This window comes from Bifidobacterium myosotis (genome assembly GCF_002259745.1).
In the GTDB taxonomy this organism is placed as follows: Bacteria; Actinomycetota; Actinomycetes; order Actinomycetales; family Bifidobacteriaceae; genus Bifidobacterium; species Bifidobacterium myosotis.
The window spans coordinates 73,081-89,937 of record NZ_MWWW01000004.1 but is presented as its reverse complement, the minus strand read 5'-3'; the positions used below and the strand labels follow the sequence as shown (position 1 = coordinate 89,937).

General features: G+C 62.2%; 12 protein-coding genes and 1 pseudogene. 7 read left to right on the top strand and 6 right to left on the bottom strand.

Annotated elements, in window-relative coordinates; genetic code table 11:
* Positions 1–81 precede the first annotated feature (81 nt).
* The 3 genes from BMYO_RS01965 (at position 82) to BMYO_RS01955 (ending at position 3,772) form a co-directional block, all read left to right on the top strand.
* Positions 82–1,122: an HdeD family acid-resistance protein gene (locus BMYO_RS01965; protein WP_094667056.1), complete on the top strand. Its 1,041-nt coding sequence runs from the start codon at positions 82–84 to the stop codon at positions 1,120–1,122.
* A gap of 238 nt (positions 1,123–1,360) precedes the next feature.
* Positions 1,361–2,143 carry a type I methionyl aminopeptidase gene (gene map, locus BMYO_RS01960; protein ID WP_094666912.1) on the top strand — a complete coding sequence of 261 codons (783 nt, stop codon included), beginning with the start codon at positions 1,361–1,363 and terminating at the stop codon, positions 2,141–2,143.
* A gap of 336 nt (positions 2,144–2,479) precedes the next feature.
* Positions 2,480–3,772, top strand: coding sequence for a citrate synthase (locus tag BMYO_RS01955; protein ID WP_094666911.1), 1,293 nt, complete (start codon positions 2,480–2,482; stop codon positions 3,770–3,772).
* Between the two features lie 67 nt (positions 3,773–3,839).
* On the opposite strand, the gene dapD is transcribed toward BMYO_RS01955, so the two are convergent.
* The 3 genes from dapD to BMYO_RS01940 form a co-directional block, all read right to left on the bottom strand.
* Entirely contained in the window at positions 3,840–4,859 is a 1,020-nt protein-coding gene (gene dapD, locus BMYO_RS01950; RefSeq protein WP_094666910.1) for a 2,3,4,5-tetrahydropyridine-2,6-dicarboxylate N-succinyltransferase, read from the bottom strand.
* Between the two features lie 128 nt (positions 4,860–4,987).
* Complete coding sequence (locus tag BMYO_RS01945; protein WP_094666909.1) at positions 4,988–5,176, bottom strand: hypothetical protein; 189 nt, start codon at positions 5,174–5,176, stop codon at positions 4,988–4,990.
* A gap of 73 nt (positions 5,177–5,249) precedes the next feature.
* The gene (locus BMYO_RS01940; protein ID WP_094666908.1) at positions 5,250–6,350 is read right to left on the bottom strand and encodes a helix-turn-helix transcriptional regulator; all 1,101 of its coding nucleotides are present in this window, start codon (positions 6,348–6,350) and stop codon (positions 5,250–5,252) included.
* Positions 6,351–6,432: 82 nt separating this feature from the next.
* Between BMYO_RS01940 and BMYO_RS01935 the strand changes: the two genes are divergently transcribed.
* Positions 6,433–10,707, top strand: coding sequence for a DEAD/DEAH box helicase (locus BMYO_RS01935; protein ID WP_094666907.1), 4,275 nt, complete (start codon positions 6,433–6,435; stop codon positions 10,705–10,707).
* Between the two features lie 79 nt (positions 10,708–10,786).
* On the opposite strand, the gene BMYO_RS01930 is transcribed toward BMYO_RS01935, so the two are convergent.
* The gene (locus BMYO_RS01930; protein ID WP_094666906.1) at positions 10,787–11,266 is read right to left on the bottom strand and encodes a GNAT family N-acetyltransferase; all 480 of its coding nucleotides are present in this window, start codon (positions 11,264–11,266) and stop codon (positions 10,787–10,789) included.
* Between the two features lie 70 nt (positions 11,267–11,336).
* Here BMYO_RS01930 and BMYO_RS01925 point away from each other — a divergent pair.
* Positions 11,337–11,786, top strand: a pseudogene (locus BMYO_RS01925) (very short patch repair endonuclease); the annotation flags it as partial.
* 166 nt (positions 11,787–11,952) lie between these two features.
* Here BMYO_RS01925 and BMYO_RS01920 read toward each other — a convergent pair.
* The gene (locus tag BMYO_RS01920; protein WP_094666905.1) at positions 11,953–13,008 is read right to left on the bottom strand and encodes a Gfo/Idh/MocA family protein; all 1,056 of its coding nucleotides are present in this window, start codon (positions 13,006–13,008) and stop codon (positions 11,953–11,955) included.
* Positions 13,009–13,287: 279 nt separating this feature from the next.
* On the opposite strand from BMYO_RS01920, the gene BMYO_RS01915 reads away from it, so the two are divergent.
* Entirely contained in the window at positions 13,288–14,496 is a 1,209-nt protein-coding gene (locus BMYO_RS01915; protein ID WP_094666904.1) for a pyridoxal phosphate-dependent aminotransferase, read from the top strand.
* 98 nt (positions 14,497–14,594) lie between these two features.
* The gene (locus BMYO_RS01910) at positions 14,595–15,563 is read left to right on the top strand and encodes a Ppx/GppA phosphatase family protein (RefSeq protein ID WP_094666903.1); all 969 of its coding nucleotides are present in this window, start codon (positions 14,595–14,597) and stop codon (positions 15,561–15,563) included.
* A 38-nt stretch (positions 15,564–15,601) separates the two neighbouring features.
* Here the strand turns inward: BMYO_RS01910 and BMYO_RS01905 are convergent, their stop codons facing one another.
* Entirely contained in the window at positions 15,602–16,720 is a 1,119-nt protein-coding gene (locus tag BMYO_RS01905; RefSeq protein WP_094666902.1) for an endonuclease/exonuclease/phosphatase family protein, read from the bottom strand.
* Positions 16,721–16,857: the final 137 nt, after the last annotated feature.

Here is a 16,857-nt window from a genome sequence, read left to right as displayed (position 1 = left end):
AATCCGTTTGAGGCTCAGCAGAATGCGGAAGGACGGCAGAACGCGGCTGGCGGGCAGCAGAACGCGAACGGTCAGGCGGATATGAACGGCCAGCCGAACGCGAGCGACCAATCGAACGCGAGCAGCCAGCCGAACGCGACGGGCCAGCCGGCCCAGCCGCAATACGGCGCGTATGACACCAACCACGGCGGTCAATACCCGCCGCAGCAGCCGGGTGGGCAGCAGTCGGGCGCCCAGCCGGATGCGGGATATGTGCCGCAGGGTCAGCAGGGCGGCATGCCCGGCGCCCAATACGGCCCGTACGGCCAGGACGGCCAGTACGGTTCTGGGTCCCAAGGCCAGCAGCCCTACTATGGCCCATACGCCACCAATCCCAATGGCCAGAGCGCTTGGCAGTACGGCCAGAATCCTGCGTATGGCCAGACGGGACAGTCCGGTGCGCAGGATGGTCAGGGGGAGAATCCGTTCGGTGCTCCCAACGGATTCGCCGGGCCGTTCGCGTCCGGCAATGGTTCCCCTCAGCCGGGGCCGGGATGGTATTCCGGTGATTTCAATCCATTCCGTCTTATCGAGGAATGGCTGCCGCAAAAGGCCAAGACCACGATTCGCGTGATCTACGGCGTGGTGGGCGTCGCCGCCGTCGCGCTCGGATTGGCGTTGCTGTTCGTGCCGACCAAAACGCTGGCGTTGGCCGCGCTGCTGCTGGGCGTGTACTTCGTGATATCCGGTGTGGTGCGCATCGTGAGCGCCCTGGTCGAACCGGGACTACCAGGCGGTTGGCGCGTGTTGGACGTGCTGGTGGGCATCCTGCTCACTTTCGGCGGCGTCGTGGTGGTGCGCAATTATGGGCTGACCGGTCAGACTCTGGCGCTGCTCATCACCCTGATGGTCGGTTTCGGTTGGATCATGGAAGGTGTGATGGCGCTGGTCGAATCATGGCGCATCCCGCATTCCGGTTGGGCGGTTGCCTACGCGATCATCTCCATCATCGCCGGATTCGTGGTATTGATGAGCCCGCTGAGCTCCACCGTGTTCATGGTCGTGTTCGGCGGTTGCGCGATGGTGGTTATGGGCATCACCGCCGTGATTCGCGCCTTCACGTTTGGCAAGCGGGCGCGGTGATCGTTTCTTAGGTACATGTGTCGTTTCTTGGGTAGGTGCCCGCTGAGCTTGGGTGAAGAAATATGACCTTCAGGTGTCTTTGTCCGGCTGACGCCTGCCCAAGAAACGACATATGTACCTAAGATGTGCTTTTTCGTGTTGCGAAAAGAGGTTCGATGCCCGGCAATGACGCCGGTGCGGTCTATCATTGAGAACGATTGTCAACAAGACGTCAAGAGCCATAGGTAGAAAGAACCTTATGATCGAATTGAAAACCCCTCGTGAAATCGAGGAAATGAAGCCTGCGGGCCGTTTCGTTGCCGGCATTCTCAAGGAACTGCAGGAGACCACCAAGGTGGGCACCAACCTGCTGGAGATTGACGAATTCGTCCACAAGAAGATCGTGGACCGCAAGGGCGCCGAATCCTGCTATGTGGATTACGCGCCGGACTTCGGCACCGGCCCGTTTGCCCATTACATCTGCACCTCCGTCAACGACGCCGTGCTCCACGGTATCCCGTACGACTACAGCCTCAAGGACGGCGATTTGGTATCCCTCGATCTGGCGATCAGCGTGGACGGCTGGGTCGCCGACTCCGCCGTGAGCTTCGTGGTGGGCAACGACCCCGATCCGGAGGATCTGCGACTCATCAAGTGCACGCAGGAGGCGCTCGCCGCCGCCATCGACGTGGCCAAGCCCGGCAACCGCCTTGGTGACATCTCCTCCACCATCGGCGACATCGCCCGTGAATACGGATACCCGATCAACCTTGAATTCGGTGGTCACGGTGTGGGACACATCATGCACGGCGACCCGCATGTGCCCAACGACGGCAAGGCGCATCACGGCTACAAGCTGCGCGACGGTCTGGTCATCGCCATCGAGCCGTGGTTCCTCAAGACCACGGACGAGATCTACCAGGATTCCAAGGACGGTTGGACCCTGCGCTCCCAGGACGGCTCCCGTGGTGCCCATTCCGAGCACACCATCGCCATCACGGAGGACGGCCCGATCATCCTCACCAATCGCAGCAATCTGTAATCGCCGGGGCAGGTCGCTTACCCCACGGTGTAGGGAACATCCCATGATGTAGGGATTGCCCCATGATGTAGGGAAGAGGAATGGCTTATTTCCGCGGTTTTGGCGGGATGGTCGGTTTTTCGTTCCCTACACCGTGGGACAATCCCTACACCGTGGGGAGGCGTGGGGTTGCGGTGCCCGGTCGATGACGACGGGCGAGAGGGTGTTGGCGAAGGGATGTAATGCTGTTCCCGCGTTTTTGAGACGGTGATTTGCCTTGAAACACGCATGCCATATAGTGAGCCGTACTTTTGAGAAGGCCGTATGTATGCGGTCCGTAGATAGGGGAGCGTAAGTATGGCAACAGCCCAGCTGAATGTGGACGACAGCAAATACACCCTGCCGGTGGTCAAGGCCAGCGCCGGGCCGGACGGCATCGTGGTCTCCACGCTGCGCAATGACGGCTGGGTTACGCTCGACCCCGGATTCCTCACAACGGCGCAATGCGAGTCGAAGATCACGTTCATTGACGGCAAGCATTCCATCCTGCGGTACCGTGGCTATCCGATCGAGCAGCTGTGCGACCAGTCCGATTTCCTGGAGGTGGCTTGGCTACTGCGTCACGGTGAGCTGCCGAACAAGGAGCAGTACGACCGGTTCGTCTCCGACATCAACCACCGTACGATGGTGGGCGAGGACTTCCGTACGTTCATGGGCTCGTTCCCGCGCACCGCTCATCCGATGAGCGTGCTCGCCTCCGCCATCAACGCGCTGGCCACGTTCTACCCGGACACCACGGACATCAACGATTCCGACCAGCTTGATGAGGCCGCGGTCATCATCATGGCCAAGGTCCGCACGATTGTGTCGTACATCTTCCGTCGTCGCCGTGATGAGCCGATGCTGTACCCCGATTACGCGCGCGGCTATGTGGACGATTTCCTGCGGATGTGCTTCGCGGTGCCGTACGAGCCGTTCGAATCCGACCCGCTGTATGTGCATGCGCTGGGCCGGCTGCTGATCATCCACGCCGACCATGAGCAGAACTGCTCCACATCCGTCGTGCGTATCGCCGGTTCGGCGCATGCCAACCTGTATTCCGCGATCGCCGCCGGCGTGAACGCCCTGTCCGGCCCGTTGCACGGTGGCGCGAACGAGGCGGTGCTCCGCCAGCTCAAGGCGATTCGCGACTCCGGTAAGTCCGTGGCCGAGTTCGTGCGTGAGGCCAAGGAGAACGGTCAGAAGATCTCCGGTCTGGGGCATCGCGTGTACAAGTCCTATGATCCTCGTGCCGCCATCGCGAAGCAGTATCTGGAGAAGATCATGGAGCGCGAGGACACGCAGAAGTTGCCCAGCGACGAGCGTGCGCTGTTCGACGTGGCCACCGAGCTTGAGGATATCGCTCTGCACGACGATTACTTCGTCTCACGCAACCTGTACCCGAACGTGGATTTCTACACGGGACTCATCTACCGTGCCATCGGCTTCGACCCGGCCATGTTCACCACGCTGTTCGCACTTGGCCGCATCCCCGGTTGGATTGCCCAGTACCGCGAGATGTTGGCCGATCCGAACACCAAGATCGGACGTCCGCGGCAGGTCTACACTGGCCCCGTCCAGCGTGACTACGTGCCGCTGGAGGAGCGCTAGACGCCAGTGGGGCCTCTCTTTTCAAGGAGAGGCCCCACTCATAATGGTTGCATAAGAACTGACTATGTCAGTTCTTATGCAACTTGGCGTTAAGCTCAATGCCCACCTTCCGGTAGCGGGCCTCGATACGGCCGCTGACCGAGTTGCGGATGAAGAGGATGTTGTCCTTGCCGGAAAGATCGGCGCCCTTGACCACGTCGAGTGGTTCGCCGGCGGCGGCTTTGGCCTTGTCCCAGACGGTGATCTTGGTGCCGGCTGTGACGTAGAGGCCGGCTTCGACGACGCAGTTGTCGCCCAGAGAGATGCCGATGCCGGCGTTGGCGCCGAGCAGCGAGTGCTCGCCGATGGAGTTGCGGAGCTTGCCGCCGCCGGAAAGCGTACCCATGATGGAGGCGCCGCCGCCGATATCGGAGCCGTTGCCGACCACCACGCCTTGGGAGACGCGGCCTTCGACCATGGAGACGCCAAGCGTGCCGGCGTTGAAGTTCACGAAGCCGGCGTGCATCACCGTGGTGCCTTCGGACAGGTAGGCGCCGAGACGAACGCGGTCGGCATCGCCGATGCGCACACCGGTGGGCACCACGTAGTCGATCATGCGCGGGAACTTGTCCACGCCGAAGACGTTCACGGTAGCTGCGGGGGCAGCGGCCGGCAGACCGGCCTGAGATGCGAAGGCCAGAGCGGCGTCCGTGACGGCGCGTTCCACATCCGCCTTCCTGAGCGAGAAGTCCTCCACGGCGAACGGACCGTAGTTGGTCCACACCACGTTGTTGAGCTGGGCGAAGATGCCGTCCAGATTCAAGGTGTTCGGCTTGGCCAGACGCATGCTCAGCAGGTGCAGCCTGAGGTAGGCGTCGGCGGCGTCGGCAATCGGCTCATCCAGCTGGCTGATGGTGAACACCGGGGTACGGCGAACGCCGCGGGCATCCGCCTCGGTGCTGGCCAAGGTGCCGAAATCGTGATTCGGACGGTCGGCCTCGGCCGGTGCCGGGCCCAGCGTCAATTCGGGGTACCAGACGTCCAGAACGGTGCCGGCGGCGTCAATGCTGGCCAGACCCCATCCCCATGCGGTACGCGCTTCGCTCATGCTTGCTCCTTTGTTGTTTGTTTGCCTGCCAGGTAAGGCGGTCAATGGTTTCCACGATAGCCGCATGTCTGGTTAGACCGGCCCGAATTGCCCGGGAATGGCTTGTCTTCGTGGCGTTCGGTAAAAATTTACCGACTTGTTTGGTCGATGAGACAATAACGGGACGCGATGCCGGTCGGAATCGAGAGGAGGTGGAACATGTCGGTGGCATGCACGTTGATGGGGACGATAATGGGGACGTTGCCGTCCGCAATGACGTCGGTGATACTGGCAGCACCAGATATGATGCCGAACTCGCTGCCGATGGTTATGGCCATGCCGGTGATAGACGTTGCGATTATTGCGCTTATCGCGATAATCGCAATAATCGTGTTCGTCGCAGACCTGCCGTCAGTGGGATTGGTCTGTGGATTTGGGATCGTAGGTCCGGGCCATGCGCGTACCGGCGTCGAACAGTTTGCGTTTGAGCGAATCGGGCTCGAGAATCGTCACACGGCCGTCCCACGAATATTGCAGCGCCCACCAGAACACCGCGCGTTCCGGGGATTCCACCGTCACATCGAACTGCTTGCCGTCCGGCGATTGCATGATATGCGGGTCATCGAACCATTCGAACACGTTGTTGAGCATGGACGTATCCCGAATGCGCATGCGGATGCGTACGGGGTCGTCGGCGACGGGATAGGGCCGGTGCCTCATGAAGTTCACGGCGTCGAACCCTTCCGGCGCGGGGCGTTCCAGCGGAACCGTGCCGGTCCGTCCTTTCGTGCTCACGTTCGTGATGCGGTTGACCACGAAAATACGCAGCTTGTCCTCGCCATGGAGATGGCAGATGAGGTAGTAGCGGCCGTTTTTGTACACCATCTGGTAGGGGTCTGCGATGTAGGTGCTGCCCGCGCCGGTGCGGCTTGCATGTGGTACCAGCGTGCCGTCGGGGCCGTAGTCACGGTATTGGAAGGTCACGCCATGGCCGTCCTCGATGGCCTGGTTGAGCTGGTCGATGGTGGACAGGAATTCGCCATTGATGTGCGTGTAGGTGGCGACATGGCCGAGATAGTCGATGCCGGCTCCGGCGGCGCCGGCCAGTTCCCGGATTTTGCCCACCAGATCATCCAACGTATCCAGACTGATGCGCGACAGTGTCAGACTGTCGGCCAGAAGACGCATCTCGGCCGTGGAAAGGAAGGCGTCCATGTACCAGCCCGGCTGTGGGTCGGCGCATTCCACACCATCCAAATCGCTCTCGTCGAGATGCCCTATGGTGCGGCCGAGAAAACGGGTGGCGGCCAGCTTCCTCAGCTGGTTACGCACGGTTTTCTCCGTGGGCAGTTCGCCGGGGTCGGCGTATTGGTGCATGCGCCCAAGCTCGTCGCGGATCTGGCGCACGGTCAGACCGTGACCGAAGTAGGTGTGGCGCCACAGCACCTCGAAGACGTCGAGTGCGGCGTTGCCGGCATAGGTCTTGCGCTTCGTGGCGATGTCGTCATCCATAACTCAAGGCTACCGCGTCCTTCGTCTAGGATGGGAATGTTGGGCCTGTGCCGATGCGGAGGATCGAAAGGAGAGGTGCCTCATGGTCAAACGGTATGGCGTATTCGGGCATGTCTCCGATGACTTGTCCGGCGACGACCGCTATGACGGTGATTCGTATGCCGTCGATGACGGGATCAGCCGAGTCCGACGTAGTCGTGGTGCATATGACCCCGATGACGAGGTCCTGGACGGCGGCGATTCCATGGATGTGGACGGTTATGATGCCGATTCGGAGGAATCGGGAGCCGCGTGGGGACATCGTCTGCGCCGACGGGACCCATGGAAGTTCGGTCCGGGCGATGGCGATGGTGATATCGTCGGTGATGAGCCGGGTGAGGCAGCGTTCGGTGCCGGAGGCAGCCTTTCCGCCAAGGATGCTGTGGTGCCGTATCGTCAGGGGCGTGGCGTCTGGTTCGGCGATGGGGATGACGATGATTCGACTCCGCATGCGTCTCGACAGATACCCTTCGCCGAGTTGCGTCGTGATGTGACCACCTCGGTTTCGAACGCGGTGATGGACCGTGCTCGCGGCATCGTGCGCATGGCCGACACTTTGATGCTCGAACCCGCCTATCGGGATAACAATCGTGCCCGATATGGTGAACTTGATGCCGTGTTGCGTGGCGTGACGAGTCCCGGCAGCCGGTACCGCACCGATGTGCAATTCGATCTGGATACCGGTGAGGTGAACGGCGGCAGCTGCACATGCCCGGCTTATGGGCGGGGCTATGGCATGTGCAAGCACATGGCGGCGCTCGCCTTGGCGTTCTGCGACGAACCGCAGCGGTTCTCCGGATACCGGGCGGGGGCCGTGCGCCCATCTCGGGCCTTGCTCGCCTATATGGAGCGCATGGACGAGCGGGATGCCCAAGCCAAGTCGCGACGCAGGTCCGCGATGATGCAGCGATTGGGGGAGCACGGTGGACGGTCCGCGCATACCTCCGGAGCTTCGGGAGGCCGCGTCCGATCGGGAACCGGTTCGGACGGGTATCGCGGCATGCCGGAGACCGTGGCTCCCGGACAGGTGCGTCTCACCCCGATACTGAGATTCATCGACGGCGTGTGGAGCGTGGAATTCAAGATCGGTTCGTCATCCAATGGATCGGACTATGTGCTGAAATCGATTCCCCAGTTCGTGACGGCGATCGTGGAAGGCTCATATGTGAGCTATGGGCAGAAACTTGCGTTCACCCATACGCCGGACATGTTCGACGCACAGTCGCGTTCGTTGCTGGGACTGTTGAAATCAGCCATTGCCATTCGTCAGGCCGCCGAACAGCAGGACCGGTATTACGGCCATATCGCCATCGACCGTCGTCTGACCCTCTCGTCGGCTGAGGTCGCGGAACTGTTGGATTCCCGTGCGGGGGCCAATGTGAGGCTGGTTCTGGACACATGGTTTTCCTCCCAGCCGGCAACCGTGCCGGTGGAGGACGGGGAGACCTTGTTCACCATGCGCATTGAGCGTCGGGATTTCAAGTTGTATGGGCCGGATGCGGGCTATCTGCTTACCGGCACCCCCTCGATTGAAACGGTGATCGAGGGCGCCGAGCATGTCTGGCTGTTGCTGTCGCCCCCGGAATCCGTGCCAAGGGCGGTATCGGCCATGATGGCCGAATCGCAGAGAATCAGTGCGGCAGGATGCCGGTTCGTGCGATGCCCGCAACCGTTGAAGCCGCTGGCGGGACTGTTGGGTGAGCTCTTCGTTCCGGATTCGCCGGGGCAGGTCATTGCGGGGGATGACATCGCCTTGTTCGCCCGTACGCTGTTGCCCCGATTGGTGGGGGCGGGGCTGCTGGAGTCCGGCGAGCTGCCGCGGGAGTTGGTGTCGTTGCAGCCGGTGAATTGCGAGCCGCAATTCTATCTGGACCGAGATGAACATGGCGTGCAGTGCGAGGTCAAGGCCCGATACGACGATACGGTGGTGCCGTTGCTGCCGGCCGGGCCTGCCGAACCGATTCCCGGCGCAGACCGTTCGCATGCCGGTGGCGACCGTGAACCCCGCGTGGTGCTCGGACGTGATTTCGATACGGAACATCTGGCATTGGACGTGGTACGTGAGTTCTTCACCATGCCGGATGCTCGCGCGATGATGTCCGAGACGGCGCGAAGAACGAGCAGAAGAGGACGTGGCGCGTCTTCCGGCGCTGCCTCCTCGTCCAGAGCGGCCGTCATCAACCGTGACGACACCACGCAGCTGGTTCGCCTGTTCGACGAAGGTCTTCCGGCATTGCATGACATGGGCAAGGTGTTCACCACGCCGGCCTTTGACCGGTTGGTGTCTCCCGCCGCGCCCAGCGTCAAGGTGGGGCTGTCGGTCAAGGGCAATCTGGTGGAGATCTCGCCCATCGCCGATGAGGTGCCGCCGGATGAGGTCGGCGCATTGCTGGCGTCGTATCGACGCAGACAGCAGTACCACCAGCTGAAGGATGGCACGCTTGTCAAGCTTGGTGGAGCCCGGCTGGACACGTTGGACAAGCTCGCGCGTGATCTCGACCTCAGCGAGGATGACCTTAACTCCGGGTTGATCACCCTGCCTGGCGGTCAGGCGTTCCTGCTGGACGGAGAACTGCCGGACGACGGGTCGGACGTGGTCAAGGACTCCTCGTTCACGGACTACATCGATGACATGAAGGTCATCGACCCACGCTCCTATGCGGTACCGGACGGGCTCAAGGCCGTATTGCGCCCCTATCAGGTCGAGGGGTTCCAATGGCTGAGCACGCTATGCGACAAAGGCTTCGGCGGCATCCTCGCCGATGAGATGGGATTGGGCAAGTCCGTGCAGTTGATTACGCTGCTGCTCTCCCGCTATCAGATCACCGCTTCGGCAAGCCCGTCATTGATCGTGTGCCCGGCGTCGCTGGTCTACAATTGGGCGGCCGAATTCGGCAAATTCGCGCCGGGGCTTCATGCCGTGGTGGTTGCCGGCTCCAAGTCCGAGCGCCGGGCGGCAATAGCCCGTGCATTCGGTTCGGATAAGCCTACCGTGCTGATCACCTCGTACGATCTGCTTCGGCGGGACGTCGATGATTACACTGCGGTGGACGGTTCTATGGGACTGGACTCGGCGCAAGGCTGGCAGCCAAGCCGGCAGCCAGGCCAGCAGTCAAGTCAGCTATCGGTGGACGTTCAATCATTGGACGAATCGTCGGATGCTCGGTCGTCGGATGTCCAATCGTCGGCCGCCCAGCGTCGGTTCATGGTGATGGCGTTGGATGAGGCGCAATACATCAAAAACCACACCACCAAGATCGCCAAGGCGGTGAAGTCGGTGGCTGCGGACCATCGATTCGCCCTGACCGGCACGCCGATCGAAAACCGGCTGTCCGAGTTGTGGAGCATCTTCGACTTCCTCATGCCCGGTCTGCTCGGCTCGTATAAGCGGTTCCGGGAGCGGTATGAGCTGCCCATCGCCAACGGCCGTGCGGCGGATACGACCACTGAGGAAGGGCGTGCCGCAGCACAGGTCAATCCCGAATCGGCGAGAGTGGCGCATCGGTTGCAGTCGTTGGTGGGCGTATTCATCAAACGACGGCTCAAATCGCAGGTGCTCACCGATCTGCCGGACAAGATGGAAACCGTGCTGACCGTGCAATTGGAAGGCGAGCAGCGTAAGCTCTACGCCGCCCACGAGCAGCGTCTCCGGATGCAGCTCGAACATAGCGATCAGAACGACTTCAACACCTCGAAGATTCGTATTCTCGCCGAACTGACCCGACTGCGCCAGATTTGCTGCGATCCTCGGCTGCTCTATGCGGATGCCAAAGATCAGTCGGCCAAGCTGGCCGCCATCGTCGAATTGGTGGAAACCTGCATGAATGAGGGCAAGAAGGCGTTGGTCTTCTCGCAGTTCACCAGTTTCCTGGGGCTCATCGCCCAGCGGTTCGATACGCAGGGGCTGCGGTACTACACCATCACCGGTTCCACGCCCAAAAAGCAGCGCCTCGAACTGGTGGACCGATTCAATGCGGACGACACCCCTGCCTTCCTGATCTCACTGAAGGCGGGCAACACGGGCCTGAATCTGACCGGTGCAAGCGTGGTGATCCACGCCGATCCGTGGTGGAACGCCGCAGCGCAGGAACAGGCCACCGACCGTGCCCACCGCATCGGCCAAACCCAGGACGTCAACGTGTATCAGGTGGTGGCCAAGGACACCATCGAGGAGCGCATCCTCGAACTGCAGCACACCAAGAGCGAACTCGCCCGGCAGTTCACCGATCCGTCGTTCGCTCTGGAATCGAACGCCGAAGCGGCACCCGCTTCCATCGCCACCTTGACCAGGGACGATCTGCTCGATCTGCTGGGATGACGCAGCCTGTGCGGTATGACTATTGGCTATCTGATGGTGTGATTGTGCGGCTGTATGATTACACGGCCGCACAGTCTGCCTACAAGATCTGCTCCATGCCGATGCGGTACGGGGTCAGTCCCATATGCTCGTAGAAGGCCTGCGCACCGGGATTGCACGACCAGACGTTAAGCGTCACGTTGTGGCATTCCGATCGCCGTGCGAAATCAAGCACGTAGCGATAGAGCGCGGACCCCACATGCGTGCCGCGCGCCTGTTCGTCCACGCACAGGTCATCGATGTACAGGGTTTTGATATCCGTGAGCACATGGTTGTTCGGATGCTGTTGGAAGACGCAGAACGCGTAGCCCACCACCCGGCCGTCGGCGTCGACCGCCACGAAGACCGGCCGGGAATCATCGGCTAGGATGCCGGCCAGCTCATCATCGGTGTATTTCTTGGCGCCGCCCTTGAACAGATCCGGACGGCCCCGGTGATGCACCTCGGCCACCTGGAACAGCAGATCGTCAATCCGAGGCATGTCGGCCGTCGTGGCCCGACGAATAGTCATATCGCTCATAACCGGGATTATAGAGCCAACGGCGTTCTGCATGATCCGCTCGGTTGAGACGCACGGTAGTGTGGGGGATGTGAATCGCAGGAAACAGCAGTCGGAGAAATACGAGAGGGGCACCCGTTCCTATACCATGTCGCACATTCGCGGCAAGGACACCTCGATCGAGGTGCTGGTGCGCAGCTACCTGTTCCGGCGTGGCCTGCGATTCCGGAAGAACGACAAGCGGTATCCGGGCCACCCGGACGTGGTACTGCCCAAATACCGCACCGTCGTGTTCGTCAACGGATGCTTCTGGCACATGCACGAGGGGTGCGCGAAACACTCCATGCCCAAATCGAATGTGGAATTCTGGCAGGCCAAGCTCATGCGCAACCATGAACGGGACCTCGCACAACATACCGCGCTGGAGACGGCTGGCTGGCGGGTGATCACCGTATGGGAATGTGAATTGACGAAGGCCGCGCGGGCGGACAGGCTCGCGCGGCTGTATGACCAGATTGTCGGAGACGCTGAAAATGTCGAAGCTCCTGAAAACGCCAAAGCTCTCGAAACACCTGAAGGTGTCGAAAACGCCGGAGTTTCCAGAGACTCCGAACGCGCCGAAAACGCAGGAGGCCCAGCAGGCCCCGAAAACGCAGGAGCCCCCGGAGACCTCGAAAACGCCGAAGCTCCCGAAGACGGGCGGCGCCTCACCGCTCAAACGGGAACTTCAGACCCCAACGGTCGCGAATCGCATCCATGAGCTCCATGATGCGGATGGTGTCCGCATGGGGCATCGCCGAGCATTCGATCTTGCCGTCCAGCAGCGCTTCGGCGGCGTCCGCCACTTCGTACTCATAACCGGTCAGTTGTGCGGGAACATCAACGTGGCGTACCAGCCGGTGGTCGCCGTCGTATACGTCGATTCCCTCGGGGTTGTTGATGTTCCGCACCACCAGATAGCCCTCGGTGCCCCAGACGTATCCGCCGCGATCGGAGGCCGCCAGCATCGAGCTGGAGGACACAGCCATCGTGCCGTCGTCGTAGTACAGCGTGGTGGAGTTCTGCGCGTCCACGCCGGTCTCCCATGGCGTCATCGAGGTGTCGAAGCGATCGAGCGTACGCCCGTGATCGGCGCCCACGGCCATGTCAAGGAAGTTCAGCGGATAGACGCCCACGTCCAGCAGCGCGCCGCCCGCGCAGGCCGGATCGGTCATGCGCGCCTTGTCGGCCACCGGATAGCACAGGTTGGCGCTCGCCGACCTGACCTCGCCGATTTCACCGGAATCGATGATGCCGTTGATCAGGGACCGGCTGGGCATGTACCGCGTCCAGATGGCCTCGGTGCACAGCAGGCCGGTCTCCTTGGCTACGGCCAGTGCCTCACGGGCCTGCGCCGCATTGGCGGTGAACGACTTCTCCACCAGCACGTTCTTGCCGGCCTTCATGCACAGGATCGCCTGCTCGGCATGCAGGCTGTGCGGAGTGGCGATATACACCAGATCCACGTCCGGGTCCTCGGCCAGCTCCTCGTATGAGCCGTACGACTTGTCCAGATTCCACTGGTCCGCGAACGCTCGGGCGCGGTCCGCGTCACGCGCGGCCACCGCATACGGGTGAATCCATGAAGCGTATCGGGAGTCCCCGGCCATCCTGGACAGGGTGTCGGCCATGGTGTGGGCGATGCGTCCAGCACCCAGGATCGCGACGTTGATTCGCGCTCCACTGGCCTCGAATTCGGCGCGTCTGCCATTGAACCTGCTCATGTATTCCTCCTTGAATGCCGGAACCGGGATGCCGGGATTGAATGCCGGGAATCATCGGTTTCGATTTTGGTCCAATCAATTGACATACTCACTGATGATTATAGGGGAATTGATGATTAGGAGGTCAGGGGAAGGGATTGCCTCTGATCTTGCTATGAACCGTGCTGTGCGTATTGTGGGCGTCGTCGCGAGTCTTGCCGTGACCCCTTACTGCGCTTGCGGCGGACTTCGCCGTACCCGGCCGTGGACCTTGTCCCAACAGGCGGATAGAACCGAGATATGGAAAACGAAGCAGTGCAGCAGCTCCCGGTCATGTCCCGCCGTGCGCGCGAGATTAATCCCTTCCGCGCCATGGTGTTCGGCGAGAAGGCGGACACCATGATTGCCCACGGCATCAGCGTCATCAAGTTGAGTCTTGGCGAGCCGGATTTCGGTGCGCCGCCCGCCGTGCGCGACGCCATGCGCGAACAGTATGACGGCCGCGCGCTGCCGTACACCGCGGCCATGGGCCTGCCCGAACTGCGTCAGGCCATCGCCGATTTCTACCGCGAACGGCATGACCTCGACATCGATCCCAAACGCATCTGTGTGACCGCCGGCGGTTCGGCGGCCCTGCTGCTCGCCACCGCCCTCACCGTGGATACCGGTGACGACGTGATCGTGGCCGACCCGTCCTATCCGTGCAACCGTGAACTGGTGCGCTCCTTCGAGGGCAACGTGATCGACGTCCCCACTTCCGCGGCCACACGGTTCCACCTCAACGCCGAGTTGTGCAGGCGGTATTGGACGGACAGGACCAAAGCCGTGATGATCACCTCGCCATCGAACCCCACCGGCACCACCATCGATTTCGCCGTACTGGACGAGGTCTGCCGTTTGGCTGCCGAACGTCGCGCCTGGCGCATCGTGGACGAGACCTACCTCGATCTCGCCGATCGCGAACCGGACGGCACCGAGGTCAGATCCGTGCTCGCCTGCGATCCGGGCGCCATCGTATGCAACAGCTTCTCCAAGTTCTTCGGCATGACCGGCTGGCGGCTCGGCTGGGCGATTCTGCCGGACGACCCCACCGTGCTTGAGGCGGTGGACGATCTGGCCACCAACTACTACCTGTGCGCGCACACGCCAACCCAGCACGCGGCGCTTGCCTGCTTCACCGAGGAAAGCCTTGCGGAGTGCGAGGCCCGACGGCAGGAGCTGTTGGCCCGTCGCCGCATTGTCATCGATGGTCTCAAGCGCATCGGCCTGCCGGTCGAGGTGGAGCCGAATGGCGCGTTCTACGCCTATTTCAACATCGAGCGCACCGGATTGGATGCGTGGACGTTCTGCGAGCGAGCGTTGGACGAGGCCCATGTGGCGTTGACGCCAGGCCGTGACTTCGGCGCCGCCACGGCGGATACGCATGTGCGTCTGAGCTATGCGGCCTCGCGCGAGGCGCTCACCGAGGGGCTGGAGCGCCTCGGCCGGTTCGTCGCGCAGCTCGGCTGAGGGGAGGGTATCGACGGAGCCCTGCTAGGCCGGGTTCGGCGGCGGTGCGGAACCGCTCGGGCCATCCGCGCCGCCGGTAGGTGCTAAGGTCAAGGATTATGGTCAATTTGCGTTCCCACACCACGCGACTCGGTGTGCTCGATATCGGTTCCAACACCATCCATATGCTCATCGTGGACGCCGCTCCCGGCGCACGCCCCGATCCGGAGGCCAGCACCAAATCCACCGTGCGACTGATGAAGTACCTCAAGGAGGACGGCTCCATCAAGAAGGCCGGCGTCGAGGCGATTCTCGAGGCCATTGACCAGTGCATGAGACTTGCCGAGGAGTATGAGATCACCCAGCTGCTGGCCATGGCCACGTCCGCATTGCGGGAGGCGCCGAACGGCAACAAGGTGATTCACAAGATCGAGGAGCGCATCGGCCAGGGCGTCACCGTGCTGTCCGGTACCGACGAGGCCCGTCTGACCTTCCTCGCCGCGCGACGCTGGTATGGCTGGGACGCCGGACGGTTGCTCGTGCTGGACATCGGCGGCGGATCGCTTGAGGTGGCGATGGGCTCCGACGAGGAGCCTACAGTGGCCCTGTCCGTGCCGGCCGGCGCCGGACGCGTCACCACCGAGTTCCTTCCCGCGGGCGTCGCCACGCCGGAGGAGCTGGAGGAGGTGCGCAAGGGCGTGCGCGGCATTCTGGAGCCGATGGTCAAGGTGTTCCCGCAGTCCAAGCACCCGAATCATGCGGTGGGCACGTCCAAGACCTTCCGCTCCCTTGCACGCCTGTGCGGTGCCGTGATTCGCCAGCCCGGCCGCGAGGATACGTGGTTCATGACCCGCGAGCAGCTTGAGGATTGGATTCCCCGTCTTGCGGCGATTGCGCCCGAGCAGCGCGTCGCCCTGCCCGGCATCACCCCGGAACGCACGATGCAAATCGTGGGCGGCGCCGTCGTGGCCGACGAGATCATGAAGGCACTCAACATCCAAGAGGTCGAGATTTGCCCGTGGGCCCTGCGCGAAGGCGCGATCCTACGCTGGCTCGACCAGTTCGGCCGCACCCGTCTGGGCTTCTGATTGATGGCGGGCTTCTGGCGTGGGGCGCTATGGTGTCGCTACCGCGTCACATCCACGGTAGCCAGCAGCGCGGCGTGGTCGGAACCCTCCACCTGCACCACTTTGCACTGGCCGGCCGTCATGCCCTGATCCAGCACCACATGGTCGATGCCGGCGAACATCGGTATGCCGGTGCGGTTCGTCGGCCATGAGAACGTGAACCCGTGACCGGATTCGCGTGTGGCGTCCTGGAACCGGTCGCCCAGGAACTCGCGGAACGGCGTGTGGTCGTACGTGGCGTTGAAATCGCCCATGAAGATGTAGCGGACGTCGGTGTGCCCGCGCATCAAGCCCAGTTCATCCAGGGAGCGCTTCCATTTGCGCCAGTGTCCCGGTACCGGCGCCGTCGTGTGCACGGAGACGAATCGAATCTGATTGCCGCCCAGATCCACCGTGCCGCCGGGCATGAACGATGCGCTGGAGTTCACATCGTCATCGGCCGGCTCGGTCAGCGGTGTGGCCGACCACAGGCCGTTGCCGAACACGCCGTCGGATGAGGAGACCTGCGAATACGGCAGGTAATGCTCGATGCCGGCCTGCTTGAGCCGTTTGACGAAGTCATCGGTGGTTTCCTGCAGTGCCAGCACCTCCACGCGCTGGTCGCTCACCAGATTCACGATAACCTGCGGGTCGGCCTGCCCCTTGTACACGTTGAAGGTCATCACGCGGGCGAACCCGTCGGTGGTGTCCGGCTCGGCCGCGGCCACCGCGTTCTGTGCGGCCTGCACCAGTGGCGTGGGGGAGTAGAAGAACGGATACTGCCAGTAGCCGTTCAATCCGATTGCGGCGATGGCGATCAGTGCGGCGATCACGCGGCGTGAGACGATTGCCGCCAGCAGTGCGAGCAATGCGATCAGCGCGAACCACGGGGTGGCGGACACGACGACCGGTACATACGGCAGTTCCTGCAGGTCGCCCGGCAGCGCACGAAGTGCGGTGCAGATCAGGGCCGCAAATGCGCATAGTCCCGCTAGTAATCCCAGAATCCGATGGGGCTTGCGGGTGGTTTTGGCGTTGCCGCCGCGTGCGGATGATGGTGTTCGAGGCGACCGGGAAGCGGGACGTCCGGCGGCGCGGCTGTTTCCTGAAGCGCCGTTCGCTGTGGCCCGTTTCGTCATATCGATTCCCTTCGGTGTGTCTCGGCTGGTTCGTTGCATCTTGGCTCAATGAGCACCGGTATGGTCCGATGCCCGTCGTTTGGCTTGGTTTAGTCGACTTGATTTATTCGGCTTGGCCCGGTCCGGCATGGTCGGCC